Source organism: Streptomyces sp. NPDC059874, from assembly GCF_042731135.1.
In the GTDB taxonomy this organism is placed as follows: Bacteria; Actinomycetota; Actinomycetes; order Streptomycetales; family Streptomycetaceae; genus Streptomyces.
This window is the reverse complement of record NZ_JBHWJY010000032.1, coordinates 69376-80933: the sequence shown is the minus strand read 5'-3', so window position 1 is coordinate 80933 and position 11558 is coordinate 69376. Positions and strand designations below refer to the sequence as shown.

General features: G+C 71.2%; 12 protein-coding genes. 6 read left to right on the top strand and 6 right to left on the bottom strand.

All coding sequences use genetic code 11. The features are described from left to right. The first annotated feature begins 117 nt into the window (after positions 1-117). From folP to ACFV9H_RS19990, 5 genes are all read left to right on the top strand, one after another. Complete coding sequence (gene folP, locus ACFV9H_RS20010; RefSeq protein WP_385399838.1) at positions 118-990, top strand: dihydropteroate synthase; 873 nt, start codon at positions 118-120, stop codon at positions 988-990. 25 nt (positions 991-1015) lie between these two features. After that, complete coding sequence (locus ACFV9H_RS20005) at positions 1016-1459, top strand: nuclear transport factor 2 family protein (protein WP_385399835.1); 444 nt, start codon at positions 1016-1018, stop codon at positions 1457-1459. A 131-nt stretch (positions 1460-1590) separates the two neighbouring features. Further along, the gene (gene folB, locus ACFV9H_RS20000) at positions 1591-1950 is read left to right on the top strand and encodes a dihydroneopterin aldolase (RefSeq protein WP_030010912.1); all 360 of its coding nucleotides are present in this window, start codon (positions 1591-1593) and stop codon (positions 1948-1950) included. Beyond that, complete coding sequence (gene folK / locus ACFV9H_RS19995; protein ID WP_385399832.1) at positions 1947-2555, top strand: 2-amino-4-hydroxy-6-hydroxymethyldihydropteridine diphosphokinase; 609 nt, start codon at positions 1947-1949, stop codon at positions 2553-2555. The genes folB and folK overlap by 4 nt, the downstream gene beginning before the upstream one ends. Positions 2556-2610: 55 nt before the next feature. Further along, entirely contained in the window at positions 2611-3096 is a 486-nt protein-coding gene (locus ACFV9H_RS19990) for a DUF3180 domain-containing protein (RefSeq protein WP_385399830.1), read from the top strand. Between the two features lie 108 nt (positions 3097-3204). Here ACFV9H_RS19990 and folE read toward each other — a convergent pair whose 3' ends face one another. The 6 genes from folE to dacB all read right to left on the bottom strand — a co-directional run bounded on the left by folE (position 3205) and on the right by dacB (position 10672). Further along, positions 3205-3813, bottom strand: coding sequence for a GTP cyclohydrolase I FolE (gene folE, locus ACFV9H_RS19985; protein ID WP_365165259.1), 609 nt, complete (start codon positions 3811-3813; stop codon positions 3205-3207). A 98-nt stretch (positions 3814-3911) separates the two neighbouring features. Further along, entirely contained in the window at positions 3912-5948 is a 2037-nt protein-coding gene (ftsH, locus tag ACFV9H_RS19980) for an ATP-dependent zinc metalloprotease FtsH (RefSeq protein WP_385399827.1), read from the bottom strand. Between the two features lie 204 nt (positions 5949-6152). Next, positions 6153-6713 carry a hypoxanthine phosphoribosyltransferase gene (gene hpt / locus ACFV9H_RS19975; protein WP_007264874.1) on the bottom strand — a complete coding sequence of 187 codons (561 nt, stop codon included), beginning with the start codon at positions 6711-6713 and terminating at the stop codon, positions 6153-6155. Positions 6714-6778: 65 nt separating this feature from the next. Next, complete coding sequence (gene tilS, locus ACFV9H_RS19970; protein WP_385399824.1) at positions 6779-7801, bottom strand: tRNA lysidine(34) synthetase TilS; 1023 nt, start codon at positions 7799-7801, stop codon at positions 6779-6781. A gap of 239 nt (positions 7802-8040) precedes the next feature. Next, entirely contained in the window at positions 8041-9177 is a 1137-nt protein-coding gene (locus tag ACFV9H_RS19965) for a zinc-dependent metalloprotease (protein WP_385399821.1), read from the bottom strand. A 37-nt stretch (positions 9178-9214) separates the two neighbouring features. Beyond that, complete coding sequence (gene dacB / locus ACFV9H_RS19960) at positions 9215-10672, bottom strand: D-alanyl-D-alanine carboxypeptidase/D-alanyl-D-alanine-endopeptidase (protein WP_385399818.1); 1458 nt, start codon at positions 10670-10672, stop codon at positions 9215-9217. Positions 10673-10816: 144 nt separating this feature from the next. Here dacB and ACFV9H_RS19955 point away from each other — a divergent pair, with 144 nt between their 5' ends. Continuing rightward, complete coding sequence (locus ACFV9H_RS19955; RefSeq protein ID WP_243629059.1) at positions 10817-11311, top strand: inorganic diphosphatase; 495 nt, start codon at positions 10817-10819, stop codon at positions 11309-11311. The last annotated feature ends 247 nt before the right edge of the window (positions 11312-11558 follow it).

Here is an 11558-nt window from a genome sequence, read left to right as displayed (position 1 = left end):
CCGGCCCGCGCGGGGGGGGGGGGGGGGGGGGGGGGGGGGGGGCCCCCCCCCCCCCCACAGCGACGCCGCACACCGCCCGGACGAGGACACCGACCCGGCAGCTCTACCCTGGGAGCCATGAACACCAACCGCGGAGCCGCCGGCCGGGGCCGGGTCGCAGGGCTGCCCGACTGGGACCGCTGCGCGGTCATGGGCGTCGTCAACGTCACCCCCGACTCCTTCTCCGACGGCGGCCGCTGGTTCGACACCACCGCCGCCGTCAAGCGCGGCCTCGAACTCGTCGAGCAGGGCGCCGACCTCATCGACGTCGGCGGCGAGTCCACCCGCCCCGGCGCCTCCCGCGTCGACGAGGAGGAGGAGCTGCGCCGGGTCGTCCCCGTCGTGCGCGGGCTCGCCTCCGAGGGCGTCGCCGTCTCCGTCGACACCATGCGCGCGGCCGTCGCCGCCCAGGCCGTCGCGGCCGGCGCGCTGCTGGTCAACGACGTCAGCGGCGGACTCGCCGACCCCGGGATGATTCCCGCCGTCGCCGCCGCCGAGGTCCCGTTCGTGGTCATGCACTGGCGCGGCTTCAGCGCCGACATGAACAGCCTCGCCGTCTACACCGACGTCCTCGGCGAGGTCACCACCGAGCTCCGCGCCCGCATCGACGCGGTCGTGGCCGGCGGGATCGCCCCCGAACGGCTCGTCGTCGACCCGGGACTCGGCTTCGCGAAGAACGCCGAGCACGACCTGGCCCTGGTGGCGCACCTGCCCGAGCTGCGCGCGCTCGGCTTCCCGCTGCTGGTCGCCGCCTCGCGGAAGCGTTTCCTCGGCCGGGTCCTGGCCGGCGACGACGGCTCCGCCCCGCCGCCGGCACGCGAGCGGGACGCGGCCACGGCAGCCGTGTCCGCCATCGCCGCCCACCAGGGCGCATGGGCCGTACGGGTCCACGAGGTACGGGCGACCGCGGACGCGGTTCGGGTGGCCCGCGCAGTGGAAGGGGCTCTGTGAGCCGCACACACCCAGAAGGAGCCCAGTGAGCAGAACCGACATCGAAGCGGTCGAAGAGGTCAACACGGCCTTCTACGAGGCCATGGAGCGGGGGGACTTCGACGCACTGTCGGCGCTCTGGCTGGAGGACGAGATCTCCTGCGTGCACCCGGGCTGGCCCGTCCTCTCGGGCCGCGGCGAGGTACTGCGCTCGTACGCGCTGATCATGTCCCACACGGACTACATCCAGTTCTTCCTCACCGACACCAAGGTGGCCGTCATAGCCGACACCGCTCTGGTGACCTGCACGGAGAACATCCTCAGCGGAGGGCCCGCCGAGGACGGCGGGGAGCTCGGTCCACTCGTGGGCCAGCTGGTCGTCGCCACGAATGTGTTCCGACGCACACCCGAGGGCTGGCGACTCTGGTCCCACCACGGTTCTCCCGTCCTGACGGAGTCCGACGAAGAGGACGAAGAGGACACCGCCTGACCCCCTCCGGCGGGATCCCGAGTATTTCGCAGGTAAATTCGAAGATGGACGACGCCGACCGCACTCGGCGTAGGCCCATGGTTTCGGGGAGTCCCGGACCGGAAGTACCTACGAAAGCAGGAGTGATTCGCGTGGATCGTGTCGCACTGCGCGGCCTCAAGGCTCGCGGGCACCACGGCGTCTTCCCCAGGGAGCGCGAGGAAGGCCAGACCTTCATCGTCGACCTCGTGCTGCATCTCGACACCCGCCCCGCGGCGGCCGGAGACGACCTGGCGAAGACCGTGCACTACGGGGTCGTCGCCGAAGAGGTCGTCGACGTGGTCCAGGGAGAGCCCGTCGACCTGATCGAGACCCTCGCCGAGCGGATCGCCCAGCAGTGCCTCAAGCACGAAGCGGTGGCGCAGGTGGAGGTCGTCGTCCACAAGCCGGACGCGCCCATCACCGTCCCCTTCGACGACGTGACCATCACGATCACCCGGAGCCGCGCATGAACCACGGACTGAGCGCCCAGAGCGACCCCACCGTCCAGCCCGTACCCGCGTCCGTCACCGAAGCGGTGGACGCGGCGGACGTCACCCTGTCCAACCCCAAATGGGCCGTGGTCGCGCTCGGCGCGAACCTCGGCAACCGGCTGGAGACCCTGCAGGGCGCCATCGACGCCCTCGGCGACACCCCGGGCCTTCGGGTCAAGGCCGTCTCCCCCGTCTACGAGACCGAGCCTTGGGGCGTCGAGCCCGGCTCGCAGCCCTCGTACCTCAACGCGGTCGTCAGGATCCGGACCACCCTGCCCCCGTCCTCCCTGCTGGAGCGCGGCCAGGCCATCGAAGAGGCCTTCGACCGCGTCCGCGAGGAGCGCTGGGGTCCGCGCACGATCGACGTCGACATCGTCGCGTATGCCGACGTGGTCTCCGACGACCCCGTCCTCACCCTCCCGCACCCGCGCGCCCACCAGCGCGCCTTCGTGCTGGCCCCCTGGCACGACATCGACCCGGAGGCCCAGATCCCGGGCCACGGTCCGGTCGCGGCCCTCCTGGCCGGAATCGGCCTGAGCGGCGTCACTCCGCGCACCGACCTGGAACTCCGCCTCCCGGAGTAGTCGTTAAGTAGCCTGTTCACTGCGAGTGCGAGCACTGAGAGTGGGGAACGGGCAAGTGAAGCAACTGAGGCCGGCGGTCCTGGCGGGCATCTTCGCCGTCGCCGGGGTCCTGTCCTGGGCGGGCGCCCGGCTGTGGAACGCGTACGGCACCCTGCCGGGCGTTCCCTTGGCCGCCCCCATCGTGCTGGCCGTGATCGCGGTGATCCTCCTCGCGACGGCCCTGTCCATGCGCGCCCGCCTCAAGGCCCAGCGCGAGCGGCGCCCGGGCGCCAAGGGCGTGGAGCCGCTGATGGCCGCCCGCGCGGTGGTCTTCGGCCAGGCCAGCGCCCTGGTGGCGGCCCTGGTGGCGGGCATGTACGGCGGTGTGGGCGTCTTCCTGCTGGCCGACTCCCTCGACGTCCCCGCCCGCCGCGACCAGGCCTGGTACGCCGGCTTCTCGGTCCTGGCGGGCGCGGCGGTCGTGGCCGCCGCGCTCTTCCTGGAACACGTCCTGAAACTCCCGGAGGACGACGACACCCCGGAGGGCGCGGCCCGCGCCTAGCCCGTGCCTGGCCCGTGCCCGGCCCGTGCCCGGGGCTCAGCAGTCGGCGAGGCGCTGCCACAGCAGGCGGCCGAGGAGCGAGCCCCGGCTCGGCGCCTGACCGCGTCTTCAGCGGGCCATGATCAGGCTCATGGCCTCGTTGCGGGTGGCGGGGTCGCGGAGCTGGCCGCGGACTGCCGAGGTGATGGTCTTCGCGCCGGGCTTGCGCACGCCGCGCATGGTCATGCACATGTGCTCGCACTCGATGACCACGATGACCCCGCGCGGGTCCAGGATCTCCATCAGGGAGTCCGCGATCTGCGTGGTCAGGCGTTCCTGCACCTGGGGACGGCGGGCGTACACGTCCACCAGGCGGGCCAGCTTCGACAGGCCGGTGATCTTGCCGTCCGTGGACGGGATGTAGCCGACGTGGGCCACGCCGTGGAACGGGACGAGGTGGTGCTCACAGCTCGACATGACCTCGATGTCCTTCACCAGCACCATCTCGTCGTGCCCGAGGTCGAACGTCGTCGTCAGGACCTCTTCGGGCTTCTGGTACAGCCCGGCGAATATCTCCTTGTACGCCCGCGCCACGCGTGCCGGCGTCTCCAGGAGGCCCTCTCGGTCCGGGTCCTCGCCGACCGCGATCAGGAGCTCTCGGATGGCCGCCTCGGCGCGCTTCTCGTCGAACTCGCCGATCGTGCCCTCGTCACCGGTCAGGGTCACTGGGTCGGTCATGTCTTCCTCGTTCCTGTGCACACAGCGCTCGCGGGCACGTGAAAGTGCCGCGCCCCCCAGGCTAGAACCTGGGGGGCGCGGCTTCCATTCCGGGTGGATCAGGCCTCGGGGCGGTCCTCCGGGGCCACCTCGATGCCCTTCTCCGTGGAGACCGGCGTGACGGCCGCGGCCGCCGAGGTGCCGTTCGCCGAGTTCGTCAGCTGGAGCTCCTTGGGAGAGAGCACCGGCGGACGGGTGGAGGGGGTGCGCCGCGAGGAGCCGGTCCACGCGGGGCGGGCCGGGCGCTTGACGATGGTCGAGAAGATCTCGGCGATCTCCTCCTTGCCCAGCGTCTCCTTCTCCAGCAGCGCGAGGACCAGGTTGTCGAGGACGTCCCGGTTCTCGACCAGGATCTCCCAGGCCTCGTTGTGCGCGGTCTCGATGAGCTTCTTGACCTCTTCGTCGACCAGCGCCGCGACCTCTTCCGAGTAGTCCCGCGGGTGCGACATCTCGCGGCCCAGGAACGGCTCGGTGTTGTCGCCGCCGAACTTGATCGCGCCCAGTCGCTCGGTCATGCCGTACTGGGTGACCATCGCGCGGGCCGTGGCGGTGGCCTTCTCGATGTCGTTCGCCGCGCCCGTGGTCGGGTCGTGGAAGACCAGCTCCTCGGCCGCGCGCCCACCCAGCATGTACGCCAGCTGGTCGAGCATCTCGTTGCGCGTGGTCGAGTACTTGTCCTCGTCGGGCAGGACCATGGTGTAACCCAGGGCCCGGCCGCGGGACAGGATCGTGATCTTGTGGACCGGGTCGGAGTTCGGGGAGGCCGCCGCGACGAGGGCGTGTCCGCCCTCGTGGTACGCGGTGATCTTCTTTTCCCGGTCCGACATGATCCGGGTCCGCTTCTGCGGACCCGCCACGACGCGGTCGATCGCCTCGTCCAGCGAGTGGTTGTCGATCAGCTTCTTGTCCGAGCGGGCCGTGAGCAGCGCGGCCTCGTTCAGCACGTTGGAGAGATCGGCACCGGTGAAGCCGGGCGTACGGCGGGCGACGGCGCCCAGGTCGACGTCCGGGGCGACCGGCTTGCCCTTCTGGTGGACCTTGAGGATCTCCAGACGGCCCTGCATGTCCGGACGGTCGACCGCGATCTGGCGGTCGAAGCGGCCGGGGCGCAGGAGGGCCGGGTCGAGGATGTCCGGACGGTTCGTGGCGGCGATCAGGATGACGCCGCCCTTCACGTCGAAGCCGTCCATCTCGACGAGCAGCTGGTTGAGGGTCTGCTCGCGCTCGTCGTGACCGCCGCCGAGACCCGCACCGCGGTGCCGGCCGACGGCGTCGATCTCGTCGACGAAGACGATCGCCGGGGCGTTGGCCTTGGCCTGCTCGAACAGGTCACGGACACGCGAGGCACCGACACCGACGAACATCTCGACGAAGTCGGAACCGGAGATCGAGTAGAAGGGGACACCGGCCTCGCCCGCGACGGCGCGCGCGAGCAGGGTCTTTCCGGTGCCGGGCGGGCCGTAGAGCAGCACACCCTTGGGGATCTTGGCGCCGACGGCCTGGAACTTCGCCGGCTCCTGGAGGAACTCCTTGATCTCGTGGAGTTCCTCGACGGCCTCGTCCGAGCCCGCGACATCGGCGAAGGTCGTCTTCGGGGTGTCCTTGGTGATGAGCTTGGCCTTGGACTTCCCGAAGTTCATGACCCGGGAGCCGCCGCCCTGCATCTGGTTCATCAGGAACAGGAAGACGACGACGATGAGGACGAAGGGCAGGAGCGAGAGCAGCACGCTCAGGAACGGGCTGGTCTTGTCCGGGGTCACCGAGTAACCCTTGGGGATCTGACCGGCTTCGTACTTGGTCTGGAGGTTCTGGGCGAGCTGGACGCCCTGATCCCCGATGTAGTTGGCCTGGAACTTGGTGCCGTCGTGCTTGCCGAGCTTCTGGCCTTCGCTCAGCTCGATCTTGATCATCTGGCTGTCGCCGGTGGTCAGCTTGGCTGTCTCCACCTGGCCACTGTTGATCGCCTTGATGACCTCGCTGGTGTCCACCGACTTGAAGCCGCCGCCGGAGCCGACGACATTCATCAACACGACCACGGCGAGGACGGCCAGCACGATCCACATGACCGGCCCACGGAAGTATCGCTTCACGTCCATCCATACGGGGCGCAACGCACCCCGTCCCTCCTGCCCGTAGGTAAATGCTGCTGTGAGTAAAGACTGTTCTTCGGAATGTACCCCTGTATTGTCACCCGCGGCCTCGTGGGACGGCTGACAGACCCGCTTTCCCTGCTCCAACGGCGGGAATCGCCCCCAGGTTCCCGTCGGGGCCCTGGGGACGTCGAATCTCCGGAGCGGCGGTCAGCCGCCGTAGACGTGCGGGGCGAGCGTGCCGACGAACGGCAGGTTGCGGTACTTCTCCGCGTAGTCGAGGCCGTAGCCCACGACGAACTCGTTCGGGATGTCGAAGCCGACCCACTCCACGTCGATCGCGACCTTCGCGGCCTCGGGCTTGCGCAGCAGCGTGACGACCTTGAGGGAGGCCGGCTGGCGGGAGCCCAGGTTCGACAGCAGCCAGGACAGCGTCAGACCGGAGTCGATGATGTCCTCGACGATCAGGACGTGCTTGTCCTTGATGTCGGTGTCCAGGTCCTTGAGGATCCGGACGACGCCCGAGGACTGGGTCCCGGCGCCGTACGAGGACACCGCCATCCAGTCCATGGTGAGCGGGGTGGACAAGGCGCGCGCCAGGTCCGCCATCACCATCACGGCGCCCTTGAGCACACCGACGATGAGCAGGTCCTTGCCCGCGTACTCCGCGTCGATCTTCGCGGCCAGCTCGGCCAGCTTCGCGTCGATCTCTTCCTTGGTGATGAGCACCGACTGGAGGTCGTTGCCCATGTCCTTCTCGTCCACCCGCATCACTTTCGTTGTCGGCCGGGGCTCCGGGGGTACCCCCGGAGGACTCAGCCGTGCTTCAGCACCAATCAGCCCTGCCGGATGACAAGTCTGCCACCCTGCCGCTGGGCCTCGACCCGGCCGGGCAGGTTGATGGCGCCCTGACCGCGCCATCCGGTGATGAGGCGGTCGACTTCCTCGATGTGGCGGGCGAAGAGGGAGCCTGCGGGGGAACCGGCGGCGACGACGGCCCTGCGCAGCACCCGGCGGCGGACGGCCGGGGGCAGGGCGTACAGCTTCGCGCACTCGAGCCGGCCGTCCTCGTCCCGTACGCCGGTCTCGGCTTCGGCGGCCCAGGCGTCCAGGGCGTCGGCGTCGTCGCGGGAGAGCTGGGCGGTGCGGGCCAGTGCTTCGACGACGCCCTTGCCCAGGGCCTTCTCCAGCGCGGGCAGTCCCTCGTGGCGCAGGCGGGAGCGGGTGTAGGCGGGGTCGATGTTGTGCGGGTCGTCCCAGACGGCGAGGGACTGGACCATGCAGGCCTTGCGGGCGGTCTGCCGGTCGACCTGGAGGAAGGGGCGGCGGTAGCGGTGGCTGCGGCCGGGGCCTCCCGACACTTCCGCCATCCCGGACAGGGAGCGGATGCCGGAGCCGCGGGCGAGGCCGAGCAGGACGGTTTCGGCTTGATCGTCCCGGGTGTGGCCGAGCAGCACGGCGGACGCGCCCAGCCGGTCGGCGGCCTCGTCGAGGGCGCCGTAGCGGGCGTCACGTGCGGCGGCTTCGGGTCCGCCGTCGCGGCCGACTCGCACGGCGACGGACTCCACCGGGTCGAGGCCGAGGGCGGTCATGCGGACGACGACCTCGGCGGCGCGCAGGTCGGAGCCGGGCTGCAGCCCGTGGTCGACGGTGATGCCGCCGGCCCGGATGCCGAGCTTGGGGGCTTCGAAGGCGAGTGCCGAGGCGAGTGCCATCGAGTCGGCGCCGCCGGAGCAGGCGACGAGGACGAGTGGCAGGCCGCCGCCTGTGGTGGGAGTGTCGGTGAGGTCGGTGAGGACGTCATGGAGTGCGCGGCGGACCGCCAGGCGTATCGCTGCGACCGCAGGATGGGGACCCATGTCCGGTGCCCTTCGATGGTGTTCGGATGCCTCGGAGGCTTCGGGGTGTGTGGTGCGCTGGGGTGCTTGCCCGGCTGCCCGCGCGGGGCGGGTTGTCACTCAGAGTGCGTCGATGGTGACAGAACCGAGCCGTTCCCCGAGCATCGCACGCCCTTCCACGCCTCACGGTCCCTCGGACGGGTGATGCTGCTTCCCCCAGTGAGACATGTTTACGCCCCCGAGTCAGCCCCGAGTCACTTTTATTCGCTCCCCTCGCTCCCCTTGCGGTGCACGCGGGCGACCCAGTCGGCGGGGCGGGCGATCTCGGCCTTGGTCGGGAGGGTGTTCGGTGAGGTCCACACGCGGTTGAAGCCGTCCATGCCGACCTGGCCGACGACGGCGCGTACGAAGCGTTCGCCGTCGCGGTACTGGCGCAGTTTGGCGTCGAGGCCGAGGAGCTTGCGCAGGGCGGCGTCGAGCCGGCCCGCGCCGCTGGCGCGGCGCTGCTGGAACTTCTCGCGGATCTCGACGACCGAGGGCACCACCTCGGGGCCGACGCCGTCCATGACGTAGTCGGCGTGCCCTTCCAGCAGGGACATGACGGCGGTGAGCCGGCCGAGGATCTCGCGCTGCTCGGGTGTCTGCACGAGCTCGACGAGTGAGCGGCCCTCGTCGCCGCGCTCGGCGTCGGGGCGGGCGCCGGCGAAGGACTGGGCGGCTTCGCGGATGCGTTCCAGGACGGTCGCGGGGTCGACCTCGGTGGCGCCGAGGAACGACTGGATCTCGCCTTCGAGGTGGTCGCGCAGCCAGGGGACGGCGGTGAACTGGGTGCGGTGCGTCTCCTCGTGCAGGCAGACCCACAGCCGGAAGTCGTGCGGGTCGACGTCCAGCTCGCGTTCGACGTGGACGATGTTCGGGGCGACCAGCAGCAGCCGGCCGCCGCCCGCGGAGCCGGGGAGGTCGCGGGAGACCGGCGCGAAGGTCTCGTACTGGCCGAGGACCCGGGAGGCCAGGAAGCTGAGCAGCATGCCCAGCTCGACGCCGGTGACCTTGCCGCCGACGGCTCCGAGCACGGCGCCGCCGGGGGTGCCCGCGCGACGGTCCTGCATCTTGCCGAGGAGCGGCTGGAGCAGCTCGCGGAAGCCTGCCACGTTCGCCCTGACCCAGCCGGCCCGGTCGACGACGAGGACGGGGGTGTCGGGGACGGCCGCGCCTTCGGGGATCATCCGGGTGAACTCGCGTACGTGCCGTTCCGAGGTCCTGGCGTGCGCGCGCAGCTCCGCGACCACCGCTCGTGCCTCGTCCCGGCTGACCTCCGGGCCGGACCGCACCAGTCGGGTCGCGGTCGCCACCGCGAGGTTCCAGTCGACCATCTCGGCACCACTGATGCTCGTCATGCGTCAACGGTACGTGGACCAGCCGTTCGGCGGACCCCTACGGTGCGGCCGCGACTGCGGCGGCCAGTTTGTCGAGGGCCTTCTCGGCGCCTTCCGGGCCGGGGGTGTTCGCGGTCAGGAACGCGAAGGCGAGGAGCCGGCCGGAGCGGTCGACGACGGTGCCGGAGAGGGAGTTCACGCCGCTCAGGGTGCCCGTCTTGGCGCGGAGCAGGCCGGCCGCCGGGGAGCTGCCGGAGTTGCGGGCGCGCAGGGTGCCGGTGAATCCGGCGACGGGCAGTCCGGTGAGGACCGGCCGCAGCTCCGGGTGCCGGGGGTCGGCGGCCTTGGCGAGGAGTCCGGTCAGCAGGCCGGCGCTGACCTTGTCGGCGCGGTTGAGGCCGCTGCCGTCGGCGAAGCGGGAGCCGCCGACGTCCACGCCGAGGGCGGCGAGTTTGGCGGCGACGGCCTTTTCGGCGCCCTCGAAGCTCGCGGGCTGCCCGGAGGCGAGGGCGGTCTGGCGGGCGAGGGCCTCGGCGATGTCGTTGTCGCTGTTGGTCAGCATCCGCTCGACGAGCCCGGAGACGGGCGTGGAGAGGGTGACGGCCAGTGGCCGGCCGCCGGCCGCCGCCTTGGCCTTGGTGGGGGCGCCGGTGACCTTGACGCCGTTTTCCGCCAGCAGGGCGGCGAAGGCGCGGGCGGCCTCCTTGGCGGGGTCCTCGACGCGTTCCACGGGCCCGGAGGTGGAGTTGTCGGGGCGGCCCTCGTCGGCCGCGAGGGAGGTCACGAGGGCGAGGTTGGGGTTGGCGCCGATCGGGTGGCGGGCGGGGCCGGTGTAGAGGCTGTCGTCGTAGCCCAGGGTCACGGTGTAGGTGCCGGCGGCCTTGAGGGCCACCGCGGTGTCGCCGGCGAGGGCGACGAGGTTGCCGCCGGGTCCGGCGGGGCTCTTCTTCTTGGCGGTGAGGGAGGGGTCGCCGCCGCCGACGAGGACGATCTGGCCAGGGGCGGCGCCGGGGGTGACGGTGGTCCGGATCTGGTGATCGGGCCCGAGGGCGGCCAGGGCCGCGGCGGCGGTGGCGATCTTGATGGTGGAGGCCGGGGTCATCGCCTCGCGCGCCCCGGACTCGTAGAGCACCTGCCCGGTGGCGGTGTCGACGACGGAGGCGGTCCGGACGGTGCCGAGGGCCGGGTCGGCGAGCAGCGGCTTGAGCGCGGCGGCGAGCCCGTCGGGAGCGGTCTGCTGCGTCCGGGCCGATCCGACCCCCGGGAGCACCCCGGGCGCGCTGGGCGCGGCCTTCGGGAGCGCCCCGGAGCCGTGGCCGGCGCCGTGATCTGCGCCACCCGTACGGCTCCAGGAGGCGGCCCTGTCCCGCTCGGCCTTACGCTGGCCGGAGTCCCAGGGACCGGCGGAGGCCACCAAAGCCCCGGACAGGGCGAGGCCGGCGACGGCGGACCCCGCGATGAGCTGCCACGTCTTGACCAATGGCACCTCGGACCAGCCCCTTTCGCGATCACACATATGCGTGAGGGACACTTAACCACTGCGTCTTGCCGCGAGCATGGCACCCCACCCGACTGGGCTGGGCCGGACGCGCACGCAGTTCAATCAAATGCCGTCTCGAAGCAATTCGGTCTGCTGAAGCTGATCATGGAGGAGCAGGACGTGGAGTTCGACGTCACCATCGAGATCCCCAAGGGTTCGCGGAACAAGTACGAGGTGGACCACGAGACCGGCCGGATCCGTCTGGACCGTCGCCTCTTCACCTCGACCAGCTACCCGGCCGACTACGGCTTCGTCGAGAACACCCTGGGCGAGGACGGCGACCCGCTGGACGCCCTGGTCATCCTTGACGAGCCGACCTTCCCGGGCTGCCTGATCAAGTGCCGCGCCATCGGCATGTTCCGCATGACGGACGAGGCGGGCGGCGACGACAAGCTGCTGTGCGTGCCGGCCTCCGACCCGCGTGTCGAGCACCTGCGCGACATCCACCACGTGTCCGAGTTCGACCGCCTGGAGATCCAGCACTTCTTCGAGGTCTACAAGGACCTGGAGCCGGGCAAGTCGGTCGAGGGCGCGAACTGGGTCGGCCGCGCCGAGGCCGAGGCCGAGATCGAGGCCTCGTACAAGCGCCTGGAAGCCTCCGGCGGCCACCACTGACGCTGCGCCAGCCGCAGGGTCCCGGCGGAGCCCCCGCCATCCATACATCGCCGGCGGGCGGTACCCCCTTGCGGGGTGCCGCCCGCCGGCGCGTTCCGCCGTAGCCGGGCTGCCGCCCGGCCCCGGTCCTCAACGCCGGACGGGCTGAAAGATCCAGCCTCGCCGGCGCTTGAGGCGCGGGGTCTGGGGCGGAGCCCCAGAGGCTGTCCCGCACCGGCGCCCGCGGCCTGGCTTGGCCGGGGAGGAA